Genomic DNA, 16,638 nt, shown 5'->3' with positions numbered 1-16,638 from the left:
GCGGGCGTCGTCGGCGAGCAGGAGGTCCTCGGCCGTCCCCTCCTGGCGGAACAGCCGGATGTAGGAGCCGCGCTCGCGGGCGTCGGCGTCGTGGGCGAGCGCCGCGTTGTAGGCGGCCAGGTGCGGCACCGAGAAGGTGGTCAGGGTCTCCAGTCGGTGGCCATGATGCGCGGCGACGTACCACGCGACGGCCGCGCCCCAGTCGTGCCCGACCAGGTGGAAGCGGTCGAGCCCGAGCGCGTCGGCGAGGCTCACGACGTCCTGCGCCAGGCGGTCGGTGGCGTACGCCGCGACCTCCGCCGGCCGGGCGCCGGGGGAGTAGCCCCGCTGGTCGGGGGCAACGACGCGCAGGCCGGCGTCGGCGAGCGCGGGTACCACGGACGACCACGAGAGCGACGTGGTCGGGAACCCGTGCAGCAGCACGACCGGCGTCCCGTCGTCTGGCCCGGCGATCCGGACGTCGAACGTGAGGTCGCCGATCGCGACGGCAGTGGTCTCGGAGAAGGCCATGAGCACATCGTGGCGCACGAGAGGGGCTCCTGCGCCTCGTCGTCCCCAGGACACGCTGGCGGGTCGCCGGGTCAGTCCGAGGGAGCGCCCGCGCGCTCGAGTGCCGCGCGGTCGAGCGCGGCGCCGGTGGCCACGTCGGGAGCGGTGCCGCCGCGGTCGGCGTGGACCCACCACCGGTCGGCCTCGGACCGCGGCTGTTGCGGGTAGTGCTCGACGGCGTCGTCGAGCAGCCGCTCCAGCGCCTCCCTGAGCCGCGCCGTCAGCTCCGCCACCGACTCGCCCTCACGCGGCAGGAGCGGCTCGCCGACCACGACGTCGACCGCCACCCCGCGGCGCAGCGTGCGACGTCCGTCGACCGTGAGCAGCCGGTGCCCGCCCCACACGACGCAGGGCACGACGGGGACGACGACCCCGGTCGTCCGGGTGGCGTGCAGGGCGAGCGCTGCGGCCCCCGGCTTCAGCCGCTTGATGCGGAACGAGCGCGAGATGGTGGCCTCGGGGAAGACCCCCACGACCTCGCCCGACGTCACCAGGCGCCGGGCGTGGCGGTAGGCGCTCGCACCCGTCCAGCGCTCGACCCGCACGTGCCCCATCGCGCGCATGAGCCGGCCGACGACGGGGGCGTCGAAGACCGACGCCTTGCTCATGAACCGCACGAGTCGTCCCCGCTGGCGCGCCGCCCACTCCAGCAGCACGAAGTCGAGGTAGCCGGTGTGGTTCGCGGCCAGCACCGCGGCACCGTCGCGCGGCAGGTGCTCGAGCCCACGAGCCCGCAGCCGCACGCCCCACGCACGCAGCAGCAGAGCGCCGGCGCGGTTCACCCAGCGATAGGTCAGGTCGGTGCTGTGCGTCGCCCGTGCGGGTCGGGTCGGGTCGGGTCTCACGTCAGGGGTTCGCCGCTGGGCTGACGGAGGACGGGCCCGCTCGTGGACAGGTCGCCCGACACGCGCAGCGCGCCGGCCGTCAGCAGCGCGATCGCCGCGCCGTAGAGGACCATGACGGCCACCGACACCGTGGCCGACCCCGGGTCGACGCGGCCTGCCTCGCCCAGGGCGATCAGCCCGTCGGAGATGAGGAACAGGGCACCCCCGACGCCCGCCAGCACGTCGACGCACGACGACGTGACGGCGGTCGCGAGCAACAGCACGGCGTAGACCGGCACGACCGGACGCAGGTCGGCGGCGAGGCCGCCCCACGCCCACGCGACGAGGGCGACGCCGGCGAGGAGATACGTCGTCACCAGGAGCGGGTGGGGGCGACGCTCCCGCACCGCACCGGCGCGCACGAACAGCGTGACGAGGCAGACGTGGGCCGCTGCGAAGGAGGCCATGCCGGCGACGAACAGCCCCTCGACCTCGAGCAGGAGGTCGCCGCCGAGGCACAGCACGAGCGCGGCCACGAGCAGCCCCGGACCCCGCGCGGCGACGACCCACGCCACGAGCACAGGTGCGAGCAGGCACTTCGTGACGCTGTCCCACGGGCTCGCGTCGGCCGCGAGGAGCACCAGGTGCACCGACAGCACGGCGACGAACGCGACCAGGAACGGGATCCCTCGCCACCCGCCGCTGTGCCGCTCGTCCATCGGCGCAGGCTACCCGGCGGCGGTGTCGGGCTCGCGTCGTGCGGCGCGGCGGGCCCGCTTGTCCTCGTACATCGACCGGTCGGCGCGTTGGAACGCCAGGTCGACCGGCTCGTCGCCGGGGAAGACGAGCGACCACCCGAAGGAGGCCTCCACGCCCTCGTGCTCCAGCGCGTCGCGGTAGCGCTGCAGCGTCCGGCTGAGCAGCCTCGGCGACACGTCCTCCACCAGGACGACGAACTCGTCGCCGCCGTACCGCGCGAGGGTGTCGTGCGCGCCGCGGGCCCTGGTCAGCGCGTGCGCGGTGCGCTGCAGGAGGGTGTCGCCGGCGGCGTGCCCGTCGCGGTCGTTGACGTCCTTCAGGCCGTCGAGGTCGCACAGCACCACCGCGGCGAGGTCGCCGTACGCGCTCGCTCGGACCCCGGCGTCGGCGAGCACGGAGTCCCATCCACGGCGGTTGACGAGGCCCGTGAGCGCGTCGGTCTGGGCCAGGGCCTCCGCGGTGCGCCGCTCGCGGTCGTCGCTCTCGGCCCGGCGGGCGAGCGACAGGTGCGCGCCGAGCAGGTCGCCCAGGACGGCGAGCAGCTCGGCGTCGACGTCAGCACCGTCGAGCGGGTCGACGCCCAAACCACAGAGCATGCCGAACATCTCGCCCTCGGGGTCGCGGATCGGCACGCCGGCGTAGCTGCGGGTGGCCCCGATGCGCAGGTCGCTGTACTGCGGGTGCGTGGTCACGTCGTCGACGATCGCGTCGGCCCCGAGGTCGAAGGCCCGGTGGCAGTAGGACTGGTCCCACGGCCGACGGTCGCCGACCCGCACGAGCGTGCCGTTGGTGGTGTGCAGGAAGACCTGCTCGCCCTCGATCCGTCGGTTGACCGACCAGTCGCTGATCGGCGTGCTGCGCCTCAGGTACTCCACGACGCGGTTCGCGACGGCGCTGAAGGTGTCGGTCCCCGTGGCGGGGGAGAGCGGCTCCATGACGACCATCCTGCCAAGGTTCCGGCCGCCTGCTGGTCGAGTTCCGCCGAAGACATCGAGGCAGTACCAAAGAGGGAGCGACAGTATCCGTCCTGGTACGCTGACGTCGTCGTCCCCCGTCGCCGGAAAGGTCGCCATGCCCGCCGATCGTCTGATGCCGACCCCCGAGTCGGCCGACCTCATCGCCCTCACGCGCGAGCTCGTCGACGACAAGCTGCGCCCGCGCGTCGACGAGGCCGAGCGCACCGCGACGTTCCCGCGTGACGTCTTCGCGCTGCTGGGCCGTGCCGGCCTGCTGGGCCTGCCCTACCCCGAGGAGCTCGGCGGCGGAGGCCAGCCGTACGAGGTCTACCTGCAGGTCGTCGAGGAGATCGCCTCGGCCTGGGCGGCCGTCGGCGTCGGGGTGAGCGTCCACGCGCTCTCCTGCTTCGGGCTCGCCGAGGCCGGCACCGACGAGCAGAGGCAGCGCTGGCTGCCCGACCTGCTCGGGGGTGACCTGCTGGGTGCCTACTGCCTCTCCGAGGCGCACGCCGGCTCCGACCCGGCCGCGATGCGGACCAAGGCGGTCCGCCAGGGCGACGACTACGTCATCACCGGCGCGAAGGCCTGGACCACCCACGGCGGGCAGGCCGACTTCTACAAGGTCATGGCCCGCACGTCCGACGAGAAGGGGCGGGGCATCTCCTGCTTCCTCGTCCCGGCCGACGCCGAAGGCCTCACGGCCGACGTGCCCGAGCAGAAGATGGGGCTCATGTCCTCCACGACGGCCACGATGCTGTTCGACGGAGTCCGGGTGCCCGCGGAGCGACGGCTCGGCGCCGAGGGTCAGGGCCTGGCCATCGCACTCGCCGGCCTCGACGCCGGACGGCTCGGCATCGCCGCGGTGGCGGTCGGCGTCGCGCAGGGCGCCCTCGACGCCGCCGTCGCGTACGCCCAGGAGCGTGAGGCGTTCGGGCGGGCCATCATCGACCACCAGGGGCTCGGCTTCCTGCTGGCCGACATGGCCGCGGCCGTCGACTCCGCGCGTGCCACCTACCTGCACGCCGCCCGGCTGAAGGACGCCGGACGTCCGTACGGGCGGGCCGCGTCGGTCGCCAAGCTCGTCGCCACCGACAACGCCATGAAGGTGACCACCGACGCCGTCCAGGTGCTCGGCGGCGCCGGCTACACCAAGGACTTCCCCGTCGAGCGCTACATGCGCGAGACCAAGGTCATGCAGATCTTCGAGGGCACCAACCAGATCCAGCGGCTCGTCATCAGCCGGCACCTGAAGTAGGAAGAAGGAACCCATGCAGCTCACCGGAACCTCCGCCGTCGTCACGGGTGGCGCGTCGGGACTCGGCGCCGCGACCGCTGCCGAGCTGGCCGCCGCCGGCGCGGCCGTCGTGGCGGTCGACCTGGCGCAGTCCATCGAGAAGGCGCCCGACGTCGAGGGCGTCACGTACGTCGAGGCCGACGTGACCGACGAGGCGCAGGTGCGCACCGCCGTCGCGGCCGCCTCGGAGCAGGCACCGCTGCGCGTCGCGGTCAGCTGCGCCGGCATCGGCACCGCCGGTCGCGTGCTCGGCAAGGGCGGCCAGGGCATCCACGACCTCGGCCTCTTCGCGCGCATCGTCAACGTCAACCTCGTGGGCACCTTCACCGTGCTCGCGGTCGCGGCCGAGGCGATGGCCGCCACGGAGCCGCTCGAGCACGGCCAGCGCGGCGTCGTCGTCAACACCGCGTCCATCGCGGCGTTCGACGGCCAGATCGGCCAGGCCGCGTACTCGGCGAGCAAGGGCGGCGTCGTCGGCATGACCCTGCCCACGGCCCGCGACCTCGCGCAGTACGGCATCCGTGTGAACACGATCGCGCCGGGCATCATCGACACCCCGATGCTCGCCACGGTCGGCGAGGAGATCCGCGCCGCGCTCGCGAAGGGCGTGCCGTTCCCGCAGCGCCTGGGCCGCCCCGACGAGTACGCGCAGCTCGTCCGGATGATCGTCGAGCACGACTACCTCAACGGCGAGACCATCCGCATGGACGGCTCGCTGCGCATGGCCCCGCGATGAGCGAGGCGGCGGACGCACCGGGACACTGGGCCCATGACTGACGCCCCCGTCCTGCTCACGGTCGACGACGGCGTCGCCCACGTCGAGCTGAACCGTCCGGACGCCTCCAACACGATCGACCTGCCCTTCACGGCCGCGTTCGCCGACGTGCTCACGCAGGTGCGCGACGACGACGCCGTTCGGGTGGTGCTGCTCACGGGTCGGGGTCGGATGTTCTGCGCCGGCGGCGACCTCGGGGCGATGGACGCGGCGCCCGACCGCTCGGCGTTCCTGCAGGAGCTCGCCGACGCGCTGCACGTCGGCGTCCGGCTGCTCGACGGGCTCGAGAAGCCGGTCGTCGTCGGGGTGCAGGGTGCGGCGGCGGGCGCCGGCCTGTCGCTCGTGCTCGGCGGTGACCTCGTGGTGGCCGGCCGGTCGGCCGCGTTCGTCACCGCCTACACGTCGGTCGGCCTGACACCCGACGGCGGGCAGTCGTGGCTGCTCCCGCGTGTGGTGGGCCTGCAGCGCGCGCTGGAGCTCACGCTGACGCCGCGCCGGCTCTCCGCCGAGGAGGCGCAGGAGTGGGGGATCGTCACGCGCGTCGTCGACGACGAGGACGTCGCCGGCGAGGCGCACGCGCTGGCCCGGCGTCTGGCCGACGGTCCCGCGCGGGCGTTCGGCCGGGCGCGTCGGCTCGTGCGCAACTCCTTCGGGACGCCGCTGTCGGAGCAGCTCGACCGCGAGGCGCGCACCATCGCCACGTCGGTCGCGGAGCCCGAGAGCGCGGCCCTGATCACGCGGTTCCTGTCCCGCGGACGCTAGCGGCTCGGCCCGGCCGGGCCCGTCGTGGCGCGAGGGGCGTCAGGTGCGGCCGGCGGCCTGGGCCAGGACGGGCTGGATGCACAGCTGGAGCACGTCGACCAAGGTGTCGACGAGCTCCTCGCGCGTGCGGGCGCCCGGGTCGGCGAGCCAGCGTGAGACGACGGCGTCGGCCAGGCCCACCAGTCCCGTCGCGTAGACGTCGCGGAGCGGGAGGCGGGCGGCGGCGTCGGAGCCGATGAGCTCGCCCGCGAGCGTCGCCACGACCGTCACGACGACGTCGGTGATGCGGTCGACCGGACTGCCGGACCCGGGTGCGGCGGGGAGCGCCCGGACGAAGTCGTAGAGCGGTCGGTGCTCGAGCACGAAGTCGAGGTAGGCGTCGATGGTGCCGCGCAGGCCGGCCTCCACGCCGTCGTCGGTGGTCATGCGCACGATCACGTGGTCGAGCAGCATCGACACGATCCGGTCGGCGACCGCGACGTCGAGGTCGTGGCGGTGGTCGAACTGGCGGTAGAGCACCTGCCGGGTGACGCCGCAGGCGCGGGCGATCGACTCGACCGGTGCGTCGGCGCCCTCGGCGTCGATCACCGCGACCGCCCGCTCGACGATCTCCTCGCGGCGTTGCTCGCGGTGCCCGGCCCAGCGGCTCGCGCGTCCGTCCCCCGTCGTGGTCATGGCCACAGCCTAACCGCGATGCTGTGACAGCGTGTAACCGTTACAGTGCGTAGCAGTCACCATCGTGCTGGAGGTCCTGATGAACCCGTTCGCGTCCATGCCCGCCTGGGCCGCCCGCGTCGTCGCCGTGCAGCTGATCGCCGTGCTGACCATGCTGATCGTCGGCCTGGTGATCCTGCTCCCGTTCCTCCCGCGCCTCGCCGCCGCCGGGGTCGCGCTGCCCGAGCTCACCGAGTCCGCCGAGCGGTCGCCGCGCACGCTCGACCAGGTCGAGCGCATCGACGGCAACGTCGCGCGCGTGGTGCCGCCGGTGCTCGAGGCCGTCGCGGTGCTGCCCGAGGTCGGCGACCAGCTGACGCAGCTGCTCGACGTCGCCCGCTCCCTCGGCGCGACGGCCGACGGGGTGGTGTCGGCGGCCGACCGCGTGGCCGGCGCGGCCGAGCCGCTCGGCTCCGTGGGCGGCGACATCCGTGCCCTGCGTGAGCAGATCGACGGGCTGGAGTCCCAGCTCGCGTCGCTGCAGGGGCTGCAGGAGCCGATCGACTCCCTCGCCACGTCGGCCCGGCCCCTGCCCGGCCAGCTGGAGCAGCTCACGGCGGCTGCCACCGCCATCGCGACCGTCGCCGACGTGCTCGACCAGCTGGTCGGCTCGATCGGCCGCATGGAGCAGCACGTCGCCAACCTCGACCGCAAGACCGGCCCGGTCCTGCTCCCGGACCTCACCTCCCGCTAGCCCCTCCCGCAGTCCAGCCCTCTCCACAGGATGCGGAAGAGGAGACGGGGTCAGGTGGTGCGGGTGGCGTGGTCGACGAGGACGGCCAGCTGGTGGAAGGCGGCAGCGTCGTCGAGGCCGGTGTCGGCCTCCACGGCACCGCGGTGGATGGCCTCGAGCACGAGCCCGGCGACCGAGCCGACGAAGCGCGGGTCGAGCCGACGTCGGCCCGACGCCTCCACCAGCTCCTTGACCCGCTGGGCCGCGAGACGGACGTTGTTGCGGTAGACCTCGCGGGCCGGCTCGTAGGCGTCGAGGTCGGCGAAGTACGTCGGCCCGGCGGGAGCCAGCTCCTCGGCGATCGCGTCGAGGTAGACGCTGATCCGGCGTCCACGGTCGGGCTCGGCGGCCACCCGTCGCTCGACGGCGTCGGTCGAGCGCCGGAACGACTCGCGCACCGTGGCCTGGATGATCTGCTCCTTGCTCGGCGCGACGACGTAGAGCGTCGACTTCGAGCAGCCGAGTCGCCGGGCGAGGTCCTCCAGGCTGAACACCAGGAAGCCCTCCGCGTGGAAGAGCGGGATCAGCTCGTCGAGCAGCGACTGGCGGCGCGCGTCGTCGCGGGCAGCGACGCTCGTCGGACGGACCATACCCCGACCCTACCGCGGCCGAGTACCCAAGACGCCTCCTCAGTACCCTCGATGCGCGCCGACGGCACCACTGCGCGTCCCAGGGAGCGGATCTGCGCTGGGGTGACGGGGCGTCCTGCGGCTAGGGTCCTGACGTGGACTGCTCGGGGGACAGGGTCGTGCTGACCGTGCTCGCGGGGGTCACGCTGCAGTGCGACGGTGCACCCGTCGCGCTGTCGAGCCTCGAACGCGCGCTCCTCGCCGGGCTCGCCGTGGGAGCCGGGTCCTCCAGCGACACGCTCGTCCGCTGGCTGTACGACGACGCCCCACCCACCTCGGCGCGCAACCGGGTGCAGGCGCTCGTCTCCGGCCTGCGCCGCAAGTGCGACGCACCCCTCGTGCGCACGGCGGCCGACGGCTACGTCCTCGACGACGGCGTCACGACGGACGTCGGACGGCTGCGAGCGTGCCGCGACCGCGCGCGGGCGCGGGCGCAGCGCTCGGAGGTGGGATGTCTCGACGACTTCCGGACCGCGCTCGACCTCGTGCCCGAGGAGGTCCTGCTCGACGTCCGTCCCACGTCGGCCGTGGAGCTCGAGCGCACGCGTCTCGCGGCCGAGCGGCTCGGTCTCTGGGAGGAGCACGTGGCCGCGGCGGTCGCGCTCGGCCGCGCCGACACGGTCGTCGCCGACCTGGCCCTGCTGACCGCCCTGCACCCGTTCCACGAGGGCCTGCTCGCCCACTCCGTGCTGGCGCTCGCGTCGGTGGGGCGTCGCGAGCAGGCGCTGCGGGTCTACCGCGAGGCGTTCGAGCGGCTCGACGTCGAGCTGGGGGTCGAGCCGTCGGACCTGCTGCGCTCCGCGCACGCCCGGGTGCTGGAGGGCGACGTGGTGCCCGTGCGGGCGTCCGACGTCACGACCGTGCCCGGTGCCGACACTGCACTGCGCCGACCCACGGCGCCCCGGACGCTGCCGCGGCGCTCGCCGGGCTTCGTCGGCCGCGCGCACGAGCTGGAGGCGGTGCTCGGCGCCGCCCAGCAGGTCGACGACGGGCCGGTCGTCGTGCACCTGACGGGGCTGCCGGGGATGGGCAAGTCGACGCTCGCGGTCGAGGCGGGCCATCGCCTGCGCGACCGCTTCCCGGACGGCTCGCTGCACCTCGACGCCGGTCGCACACCGACGGGTCCGGACGCCGGGGCGGCCCTCGGCACCTTCCTCCGGCTGCTGGGCACGCACCCCGAGGCCGTCCCCGCCGACGTCGCCGAGCGAGCCGCCCTCTACCGCAGCCTGCTGCACGAGCGACGGGTCCTCGTCGTGCTCGACGACGTGGGAGCGGACGTCGCAGCGCCGGCCCTGCTCGACCTGCTGCCGGCGTCGGCGGGCTCCATGGCCGTCGTCGTGTCGCGGCGGGACCTGCCGTGGCTCGACGCGGACGTGCGCGTGCCGGTGGGCTCGCTCTCCACGGGTGCGGCCCGCGAGCTGCTCGTCCGCGAGCTCGGGTCGGAGCGGGTCGAGCGCGACCAGGCCGACGCCGACCGGCTCTCCACCGGCGACGACGGCACCATGGCCTCGATCGCGGCGAGCCTCGCGGAGGTGTGGGAGCAGCTGCCCGGGGAGGTGCAGGAGGCGGCCCACCGCGTGGCCCGGCTGCGACTGCCCGCGTTCAGCGCCTGGGTGCTCGGGGCGCTGCTCGGCGACGACCACGCGGGGGAGCGGGCGATCGACGCCCTGAGCGCGCTGCACCTCGTCGAGCCGGTGCGGCACCTCGGGCAGGCGACGCAGTTCAAGTTGCACGACGTCGTCGCACGGTTCCTGCGCGGCACCGACACGCACGACGACGACACGTCACCGGCGGAGCGGGTGGCGGCGCTGTTGCTCGAGCGGGGACGTCCGGCGCACCGGGCCCACCCGACGCAGCTGCTCCCCGAGCCCCCGGACGGTGCTCGCCCGACGTCGCAGGCCACGACGTCGCAGGACGCGGCGCAGAGGTGGGACCGGACGTCGGCGGTGCGGTTCTTCGCGACGGAGAACGCGACCGCTCGGGTGCTGGCGGACTGGGTGGCGTGCCTCGACCTCGTGGGCGGTGTCCTCGGGCGCGCCGCGCCCGACGACGTCGACGCGGCGACGGGCCGTGCCTTTCTCGACCTCTGCCGGGCCTGGCACCTGCAGGCCCGCGCCTCGTCGTCGGAGCAGGCCGGACGCCTGGCGGAGTCGGCGGCGGCCCGGCTGGTCGACGCCGGTCACCCGCGGGCCGCGGCCGCCGCGCAGGTGGTGACCGCCTCGGCGGCGCTCGCGCTCGGGCGTCGCGACGCGGCGGTGGCGGCGCTCGACGCGGCGACGGCGGCGCTCGACGGCGTCCACGACCCGGTCCTCGCCGGCTGGGTCGCGAACGGCCGCGGCACCGTGCACAACGACTACGACGAGAACGAGGCTGCGGCGGTGGCCTTCGCGCAAGCGCGGGCGCTGCTCGAGCCGACCGCCGCCCGGGCGGGATACCGCCAGGCGACGCTGGAGCTCTCACGGTCGTACCGTCGCCTCGGGGTGCTCGGTGAGGCGCAGAAGCTGATCCTCGAGGTGGTCGGCCTGCTCGAGGACGACGGGGACGACTACGACCGCGGCTACGTGCTGGACGCCCAGGCCGAGGTCGCGGTCGCGCTCGGACGGGGCGCCGACGGTGTCGAGCTCGCCCGCAGCGCGCGGGCGTGGGCCGTCCGGTCGCGCGACGCCTTCGTCGCCGCCCGCGCCCGCCGCACCCTCGCGGGAGCGCTGCGCCTGGAAGGCCGACCGGCGGAGGCGGAGGCGGAGCTGCGCCTCGCGGTGACCGAGCTGACCGCCTTGGGCCGCCAGCTCAGCGCGGCCGCGGCCTGGCGTGCTCTCGCGGCCCTGCTGGACGATGCCGGGCGCACGGAGGAGGCCGCGGAGGCCCTCCGGCTGGAACGGGAGGCCTCCGCGGCTGCTCAGGCTGGGGGAGCGCCCCCTGGCGCGTCCCCCGTCCTCACTCCGCCGACGTGAAGCCGCGGAACGTCTTGTCCTTGATCGTCGGTCCGTCGCCGTCCCAGAGGTAGTACTTGTAGCCGATCTCGTCGCCGCCGACGTTGCCCTCGACGGTGTAGATCTTGTTGCCGTTGACCTCGACGACCACGCCGACGTGACCGCCGCCCGCGTTGTTGTTCTTCCACACGAGCACGTCCCCCGGGAGCGGGCGCGCGGTCGACGACGCCGAGAAGGGCTTGAAGCGCGATCCCGTCTGGTCCGCCCAGTTCTGCGAGCCCGGGTAGTACTGCGGGATGGCCGGGAAGTCGGACTTGGACGGGACCAGACGGTTGGTCCAGGCCCAGGCGGCGAAGTAGCCGCACCACTCCTGGCCGTTGTAGTTGTTGAACAGGTTCTTGTTGGTGTTGCTGCCGCCGTACTCGAACAGGTTGCGGTCCTGCACCGGCGTGCTGTTGCGCTTCGTGCCATAGCGGTCGATGTACGGCAGGGGCTTGCCGAGCGCCCACATCGCACGCTCCACCACGGCCTGGCGGTTCGCGGAGATCGCCGTGGCGGACGACGTCGAGCTGGTGCCGGCGGTGTCGGCGTGCGCGGGCCCGGCGACGGCCGGTCCGGCGAGGAGGGCCGCTGCGGTGAGGGCAGCGGCGGCGAGACGGGTGCGCTTCATGAGGTGTCCTCGGTTCGTAGGTGCCTGGCGACGCCGTCCGCCGCCGTGCCTCAGCCTGCCGAGCGCCGCTGCGAACTCGCTGCGAACGGCTCGGAGCGTGATCGCAGAGCGCGTCGGCAGGCTCTCGTCATCGGCGCGACGGGGGTCGCGCCACGACACCAGGAGGACGGATGAACCGACGACGGACGATCGCCCTGACGGTCGCAGCAGCTGTGCCCGCGACCCTGCTCGCCGGCTCGCTCGCGGCTGCCGCCCACGCGGCACCCACGGCGAGCGAGGCGACCGCGTCGCAGGCCCGGCCACCGCTGCAGGTGCCCTTCCGCTGCGGCGAGGCCTGGCCGGTGAAGACGTACAGCGACCACACGCCCAACCGCCTGGCGGTGGACTTCAACATCGCCGGGTCGTCCGACGCCGGGCGTCCCGTGCTGGCGAGCGCGTCCGGCAAGGTCATCGGCGTCTCGAAGAAGTACACGAGCTACGGCCACGCGGTGGAGATCGACCACGGGAACGGCTGGCGCAGCTTCTACGCCCACCTGCAGGAGGACAGCATCGCCGTCTCCGTGGGGCAGCAGGTCTCGCCGATCACGCAGATCGGTCGCGTCGGCAGCACCGGCAAGAGCACCGGACCTCACCTGCACTACGAGCAGCGTCAGGTGGTGGACGGCCGGTCGGTCCTGCGCCCCGTCATCCTCAACGGGCACGCGTTCAACTACGACAAGACGGGCACGCAGACGTTCACGCGGCCCTGCTGACCTGCCGCCGTGCGGCGCCGTGGACCCCTGAGCCCGGCGCCGCACGGTCGCGCGTCAGGCGACGACGTCCTCGACCGGGGTGGCGGGACGCCCGGTGAGGTCCTCCACGGCCGAGGAGACGGCGGCGAGCCGGCCCTCGCGGATGGCCGTGCCGAACGAGGCGAGCAGGTGGGCGACCGGCGTCGGCAGGCCGGCCTGCTCGAGCCCGGCCACGTAGGCGGCGTCGTCGACCTGGACGACCTCGACCGGCTCACCACGACGCTGCGCCGCGAGCGTCGCGACGTCGTCGGCCGTGATCGCGCGCGGGCCCGTGACGTCGAGCGCGACGTCGTCGAGCTCGGTGCTCAGCAGCGCCGCGACCGCGGCGGCGGCGCAGTCGGCGCGGGTCACGTAGGCGGCACCGCCGTCGCCGGTGTTGGTGACGTACTGGCCCGACGCGGCGGCCTGCGCGATCGTGTCGGCCTGCATGTCGGCGTAGAGGTTGTTGCGCAGGAACGTCCAGCGCAGACCGCTCTCGCGCAGGTCGCGCTCGGTGGCCACGTGGTCGGGGGTCACGGCGGCGGGGTTGTCGTCGGAGGGGTCGACGACCGAGGTGTAGAGCACGCGGCGCACGCCGGCGGCCTTCGCGGCCTCGACGGCGCGGCGCTGGCCCTCGACGCGGCTGCCGACGGCGTCGGTCGAGACGAGGAGCAGCTCGTCGACACCCTCGAACGCGGTGGCGAGCGTGCTCGGGTCGTCGAAGTCGGCGGCGCGCACCGTGACGCCGGGACGCTCGAGCTTCTCGGGGGAGCGGGTGAGCAGGACGACGTCGGACGGGTCGGCCTGCTGGAGCAGGAGGTCGGCGGCGAGCGAGCCGAGCTGGCCCGAGGCTCCGGTGATGGCGTAGGTGGTCATGGCATCCCCATTCGTGTGCAGAGTGATTGCGGTTGTAGTAACTATAACCATACTGATCACGGATGTGCCAGACTGGGGGCATGGCCAGTCCGCAGAGCACCCAGTTCGCCGTCGCGGTGCACGTGCTGACCTACCTGGCCGGTGCGGGTGCCGGGCCGGGGGCTCAGCCGGGTCGCCTCGTCGGGGCCACCGAGCTGGCCGCCAGCACCCAGGTGACGGCCGTCCACGTCCGGCGCGTGCTCGCGCCGCTGCGCGAGGCGGGGCTCCTGACCTCGACCCCGGGCGCCCACGGAGGCTGGCGGCTGCTGGTCGACCCCGCCGACATCCGGCTCGACACGGTCTGGCGCCTGGTGCGCGGCGAGGAGCCCGTGCTGGCCATCCACCTGCCCAGCCCCCGCTGCCCCGTGGGACGCAGCATCCAGGACGGTCTCACGCAGGTCGACGCCGAGGTCGCGCGAGCCACCGAGGCGACCCTCGCACGCACGACTGTCGCCGACCTCGTCCCCCGCTGAGTGTGACGTTTCGGCCCCGATCCGCCGCGGATCGGGGTCGAAACGTCACCCTCGGCGGGGTGGGGGAGGGGGGCGGTGGCCCGCTCGCAGGCTCAGGCCCGCAAGGAGGAGGTCGAGCCCGGCGCGGAACTGGGCGGCGTCGTCGTGGTCGGCGAACACGTCGACGATGGTGTGCAGGAACGGCCACTCGTCGGGGTCGAGCTCGCGCCACTCGGCCACGGTCCGGGCCAGGTAGTCCGAGCGCGTGGTGCTGCCGTCGACGACCTCCTCGGGCGGCTGCTGGCCGAGGTCGGCCGCGATGCCGATGACGTAGCCGACGACGGCCGACGCGGCGTTGAACGTCTCGAGCGGGTCCAGGCCCAGGCGGAGCACGTGCTGGCCGACCCGCTCGTAGTAGCGCAGCGAGTTGGGCTGCGACCCGGTGTTGCGCATGAAGTAGGCGCCCAGCCACGGACGGTCGGCCACCGCGTCGAACAGGGCGATCGCGGTGCGCCGCAGGTCGTCGACCGGGTCGCCGTCGACGTAGCCTTCCGTGGCGTCCAGGACGCCCTCGAGGACGAAGTCGGCGGCGCGCTCGAGCAGCTCGTCCTTGCCGGAGACGTACCAGTAGATGCTGCCCACGCCGCCGCCCAGTCGTGCGGCGAGGGCGCGGAACGTGAGCGCGGGCTCGCCCGCCTCGTCGAGGAGCCCGACCGCCTCGGTCAGGACCGACTCCATCGAGTGGGTGGTCCGGCTGCGCGGGGGCGGCTGGCGTCGCGGCGGGCCGGGTGGGCGCGGGGGGCGCGGCTGGCGGGGCGCGCCGGCAGCGGGTCGTCGGGGACTCACTCTTGCATCCTATCGAACCATGTTCTATCGTCTCGAACAGCGTTCGATGGTCGAACGCTGTTCGAGACTTCCGGAGGTGGCTCATGACGACCACGACCACGACTCCGACGACCCGCACCTACCCCTCGCTGCGCGCCGCCTGGATCCCCCTCACCGCCCTCTGCCTCGCATTCTTCGTCGAGATGGTCGACAACACGCTGCTGTCGATCGCGCTGCCCACCATCGGCCGCGACCTGCACGGCACCACGACGTCGCTGCAGTGGGTCACCGGCGCCTACGCCCTGACCTTCGGCGGCCTCATGCTGACCGCCGGCTCGGTGGCCGACCGCTTCGGTCGCCGCAGGGTGCTCCTCGTCGGCCTGGCCGCGTTCGGCACCATCAGCCTGGGCGCGCTGCTCGTCGGCTCGACGGCCGAGCTCATCGCCCTGCGCGCCGCGCTCGGGCTCTGCGCCGCCGCGATGGCGCCCATCACCAACTCGCTCGTCTTCCGCCTCTTCGACGACGAGGCGCTGCGACGTCGCGCGTTCCCGATCATGATGATGGTCGGCATGGCGGGCTTCGTGCTCGGACCCGTGCTCGGCGGCACGGCGCTGGAGCACGTGGGCTGGGAGTGGCTGCTCGCCGTGAACGCCCCGATCGCGCTGGTGGCCTGGATCGGCGTGCGCGTCGGTGTCGCCGCGGACCACGCCGACGACCTCACCGACGACGCGCTGGACCTGCCCGGAGCGGCGCTCAGCGTCGCCGCCATCGGCCTCGGCGCGTACGCCCTCACCAGCGGCGTCGAGCGCGGCTGGCTGTCGGCCGTCACGCTCGCCTGCGTGCTCGGCTCGGTGGCTTCCGCGGTCCTCTTCGTCCGCCACGAGCGCCGCACCGCGTCGCCCATGCTCGACCTGGACGTCTTCAGGCGCGGCACCGTCCGCGGGGCGACGATCGCGCAGCTCGGCACGTCCGTCGCGATGACCGGCGTGATGTTCTCGCTCGTCCTGCACTTCCAGTACGCCTACGGCTGGAGCCCCGTCCGCGCCGGCCTGGCGAGCCTGCCGATGATCGTCACGATGCTGCTCTCGAACCCGCTGACGGAGTCGATGGTCTCGCGCCTCGGGCACCGCGTCGCCTGCCTGGTCGGTGCGGGTCTGCTCGCCGTCGGCCTGGTCACGATGGCGTACGCGGTCGAGCACGGGTACCCCGCGATCGTCGTCGCGATGGTCGTCATGGTCGTCGGCCTGCGCACCGTCATGATGACCTGCGCGGTCGCGCTGATCGGCGCGATGCCCGGCAACCGGACGTCGCTCGGGGCAGCCCTGAACGACACGGCCCAGGAGCTCGGCACCAGCGTCGGCACGGCGCTCGTGGGCACGTTGCTCGCCACGCTCGTGGTGCAGGTGCTGCCGACCGGGGCCTGGACGCCGGACCTCGTCGCCTCGTTCTTCCACGGCGAGCGGATCGTCTTCCTCGTGCTCGCGGTCGTGTCCGGGTCGATCGCCGCCTACGGCGCGAGCACCCTGACCGACTCCCGCGACACCGAGGAGGCCTGACGTCAGGGCGTGATGACCCGGACCGCGACGGGGACCAGCTGCGTGCCGGTCTGCCAGAGGTGCCGGGCGTCGCGCGTGTAGCGCACCCGGAGGCCGCGCAGCTCTACGTCGCCCCGCGCGCGGGGGGTGACGCGCACGAGCAACGACTCGTCCGGGCGGGTGCGGGTCCCGGCCTTCGCGGGCCGCGCGGTCGAGCAGATCGCGGTGAGGTCGCCGGCGGTCGACACCTCGACCGAGGCGTCGCCGTCGAGCCGGCCGCAGAGCAGCACCTGCACGTCGGCCCGCGTGGTGCCCGCGGGCAGGTCCGGCTCGACCGACCGCAGGGTCAGGCCCGGCGGGACGCTCGGCACGACCACGACGTCGACCGTGCTGTCGACGGCCGCGCGCTGCGCCACCCGCTCGGCGTCGCCAGGCAGGGCCGTGGGCTGGGTCCACCACGACACGGCGAGTGCCAGGACGGTCACGACCACGAGACCGAGGACGGCGATGCGGCGGTGGTCCGAGAGCACGTCCCGACCATCTCAC

Annotated in this window: 18 protein-coding genes; 8 read left to right on the top strand and 10 right to left on the bottom strand. The window is 73.9% G+C overall.

Annotated features, from left to right (window positions below):
• From A6Q81_RS12335 to A6Q81_RS12320, 4 genes are all read right to left on the bottom strand, one after another.
• A partial coding sequence (locus A6Q81_RS12335; protein WP_286690634.1) for an alpha/beta fold hydrolase occupies positions 1–510 on the bottom strand: 510 nt, incomplete at its 3' end.
• Between the two features lie 71 nt (positions 511–581).
• Positions 582–1,394, bottom strand: a complete 813-nt coding sequence (locus tag A6Q81_RS12330) for a lysophospholipid acyltransferase family protein (RefSeq protein ID WP_286690633.1) — start codon at positions 1,392–1,394, stop codon at positions 582–584.
• The gene (locus tag A6Q81_RS12325) at positions 1,391–2,092 is read right to left on the bottom strand and encodes a lysoplasmalogenase family protein (RefSeq protein ID WP_286690632.1); all 702 of its coding nucleotides are present in this window, start codon (positions 2,090–2,092) and stop codon (positions 1,391–1,393) included. Before A6Q81_RS12325 ends, A6Q81_RS12330 begins: the two co-directional genes overlap by 4 nt.
• Positions 2,093–2,101: 9 nt before the next feature.
• A complete protein-coding gene (locus tag A6Q81_RS12320; protein WP_286690631.1) occupies positions 2,102–3,067 on the bottom strand; it encodes a sensor domain-containing diguanylate cyclase in 966 nt (321 codons plus the stop codon).
• A gap of 136 nt (positions 3,068–3,203) precedes the next feature.
• Between A6Q81_RS12320 and A6Q81_RS12315 the strand changes: the two genes are divergently transcribed.
• From A6Q81_RS12315 to A6Q81_RS12305, 3 genes are read left to right on the top strand one after another with little or no spacing between them, the layout of a single operon-like run.
• Positions 3,204–4,343, top strand: a complete 1,140-nt coding sequence (locus A6Q81_RS12315) for an acyl-CoA dehydrogenase family protein (RefSeq protein ID WP_286690630.1) — start codon at positions 3,204–3,206, stop codon at positions 4,341–4,343.
• 13 nt (positions 4,344–4,356) lie between these two features.
• Positions 4,357–5,118: an SDR family NAD(P)-dependent oxidoreductase gene (locus tag A6Q81_RS12310; RefSeq protein ID WP_286690629.1), complete on the top strand. Its 762-nt coding sequence runs from the start codon at positions 4,357–4,359 to the stop codon at positions 5,116–5,118.
• Positions 5,119–5,151: 33 nt separating this feature from the next.
• Entirely contained in the window at positions 5,152–5,919 is a 768-nt protein-coding gene (locus A6Q81_RS12305; RefSeq protein WP_286690628.1) for an enoyl-CoA hydratase/isomerase family protein, read from the top strand.
• A gap of 39 nt (positions 5,920–5,958) precedes the next feature.
• Here A6Q81_RS12305 and A6Q81_RS12300 read toward each other — a convergent pair whose 3' ends face one another.
• Positions 5,959–6,594, bottom strand: coding sequence for a TetR/AcrR family transcriptional regulator (locus A6Q81_RS12300; protein WP_286690627.1), 636 nt, complete (start codon positions 6,592–6,594; stop codon positions 5,959–5,961).
• 64 nt (positions 6,595–6,658) lie between these two features.
• On the opposite strand from A6Q81_RS12300, the gene A6Q81_RS12295 reads away from it, so the two are divergent.
• Positions 6,659–7,327: a hypothetical protein gene (locus A6Q81_RS12295; RefSeq protein WP_144433806.1), complete on the top strand. Its 669-nt coding sequence runs from the start codon at positions 6,659–6,661 to the stop codon at positions 7,325–7,327.
• A gap of 50 nt (positions 7,328–7,377) precedes the next feature.
• On the opposite strand, the gene A6Q81_RS12290 is transcribed toward A6Q81_RS12295, so the two are convergent.
• Positions 7,378–7,956 (bottom strand): TetR/AcrR family transcriptional regulator, encoded by a 579-nt coding sequence (locus A6Q81_RS12290; protein WP_067860278.1) that lies wholly within the window; start codon positions 7,954–7,956, stop codon positions 7,378–7,380.
• Between the two features lie 134 nt (positions 7,957–8,090).
• Between A6Q81_RS12290 and A6Q81_RS12285 the strand changes: the two genes are divergently transcribed.
• On the top strand, positions 8,091–10,946 hold the full coding sequence (locus A6Q81_RS12285) for an AfsR/SARP family transcriptional regulator (RefSeq protein ID WP_286690626.1): 2,856 nt from the start codon (positions 8,091–8,093) through the stop codon (positions 10,944–10,946).
• Here A6Q81_RS12285 and A6Q81_RS12280 read toward each other — a convergent pair.
• Positions 10,930–11,595: a CHAP domain-containing protein gene (locus tag A6Q81_RS12280; protein ID WP_286690625.1), complete on the bottom strand. Its 666-nt coding sequence runs from the start codon at positions 11,593–11,595 to the stop codon at positions 10,930–10,932. The two genes, A6Q81_RS12285 and A6Q81_RS12280, sit on opposite strands and share 17 nt — an antisense overlap.
• A gap of 170 nt (positions 11,596–11,765) precedes the next feature.
• Here A6Q81_RS12280 and A6Q81_RS12275 point away from each other — a divergent pair, with 170 nt between their 5' ends.
• Positions 11,766–12,347, top strand: coding sequence for a M23 family metallopeptidase (locus A6Q81_RS12275; protein ID WP_067860270.1), 582 nt, complete (start codon positions 11,766–11,768; stop codon positions 12,345–12,347).
• 54 nt (positions 12,348–12,401) lie between these two features.
• Here A6Q81_RS12275 and A6Q81_RS12270 read toward each other — a convergent pair whose 3' ends face one another.
• Positions 12,402–13,241: an SDR family oxidoreductase gene (locus A6Q81_RS12270; protein ID WP_286690624.1), complete on the bottom strand. Its 840-nt coding sequence runs from the start codon at positions 13,239–13,241 to the stop codon at positions 12,402–12,404.
• Positions 13,242–13,321: 80 nt separating this feature from the next.
• Here A6Q81_RS12270 and A6Q81_RS12265 point away from each other — a divergent pair, with 80 nt between their 5' ends.
• On the top strand, positions 13,322–13,753 hold the full coding sequence (locus A6Q81_RS12265; protein ID WP_286690623.1) for an Rrf2 family transcriptional regulator: 432 nt from the start codon (positions 13,322–13,324) through the stop codon (positions 13,751–13,753).
• Positions 13,754–13,798: 45 nt separating this feature from the next.
• Here the strand turns inward: A6Q81_RS12265 and A6Q81_RS12260 are convergent, their stop codons facing one another.
• Entirely contained in the window at positions 13,799–14,578 is a 780-nt protein-coding gene (locus tag A6Q81_RS12260) for a TetR/AcrR family transcriptional regulator (RefSeq protein WP_286690622.1), read from the bottom strand.
• 83 nt (positions 14,579–14,661) lie between these two features.
• Between A6Q81_RS12260 and A6Q81_RS12255 the strand changes: the two genes are divergently transcribed.
• On the top strand, positions 14,662–16,113 hold the full coding sequence (locus A6Q81_RS12255; protein ID WP_286690621.1) for an MFS transporter: 1,452 nt from the start codon (positions 14,662–14,664) through the stop codon (positions 16,111–16,113).
• A gap of 2 nt (positions 16,114–16,115) precedes the next feature.
• Here the strand turns inward: A6Q81_RS12255 and A6Q81_RS12250 are convergent, their stop codons facing one another.
• On the bottom strand, positions 16,116–16,622 hold the full coding sequence (locus tag A6Q81_RS12250; protein ID WP_067860260.1) for a hypothetical protein: 507 nt from the start codon (positions 16,620–16,622) through the stop codon (positions 16,116–16,118).
• Positions 16,623–16,638: the final 16 nt, after the last annotated feature.

The sequence above is a fragment of the Aeromicrobium sp. REDSEA-S38_B2 genome, from assembly GCF_001628525.1.
Lineage (GTDB): Bacteria > Actinomycetota > Actinomycetes > Propionibacteriales > Nocardioidaceae > Aeromicrobium > Aeromicrobium erythreum.
Note: the sequence above shows the minus strand (reverse complement) of the source record. Positions and strands in the feature narration are given on the sequence as shown.

Coding starts and splice junctions, on each gene's coding strand:
- A6Q81_RS12325 (WP_286690632.1), bottom strand. CDS start 2,092: ATGGACGAGCGGCACAGCGGCGGGTGGCGAGGGATCCCGTTCCTGGTC.
- A6Q81_RS12320 (WP_286690631.1), bottom strand. CDS start 3,067: ATGGAGCCGCTCTCCCCCGCCACGGGGACCGACACCTTCAGCGCCGTC.
- A6Q81_RS12315 (WP_286690630.1), top strand. CDS start 3,204: ATGCCCGCCGATCGTCTGATGCCGACCCCCGAGTCGGCCGACCTCATC.
- A6Q81_RS12310 (WP_286690629.1), top strand. CDS start 4,357: ATGCAGCTCACCGGAACCTCCGCCGTCGTCACGGGTGGCGCGTCGGGA.
- A6Q81_RS12305 (WP_286690628.1), top strand. CDS start 5,152: ATGACTGACGCCCCCGTCCTGCTCACGGTCGACGACGGCGTCGCCCAC.
- A6Q81_RS12300 (WP_286690627.1), bottom strand. CDS start 6,594: ATGACCACGACGGGGGACGGACGCGCGAGCCGCTGGGCCGGGCACCGC.
- A6Q81_RS12290 (WP_067860278.1), bottom strand. CDS start 7,956: ATGGTCCGTCCGACGAGCGTCGCTGCCCGCGACGACGCGCGCCGCCAG.
- A6Q81_RS12280 (WP_286690625.1), bottom strand. CDS start 11,595: ATGAAGCGCACCCGTCTCGCCGCCGCTGCCCTCACCGCAGCGGCCCTC.
- A6Q81_RS12275 (WP_067860270.1), top strand. CDS start 11,766: ATGAACCGACGACGGACGATCGCCCTGACGGTCGCAGCAGCTGTGCCC.
- A6Q81_RS12270 (WP_286690624.1), bottom strand. CDS start 13,241: ATGACCACCTACGCCATCACCGGAGCCTCGGGCCAGCTCGGCTCGCTC.
- A6Q81_RS12265 (WP_286690623.1), top strand. CDS start 13,322: ATGGCCAGTCCGCAGAGCACCCAGTTCGCCGTCGCGGTGCACGTGCTG.
- A6Q81_RS12255 (WP_286690621.1), top strand. CDS start 14,662: ATGACGACCACGACCACGACTCCGACGACCCGCACCTACCCCTCGCTG.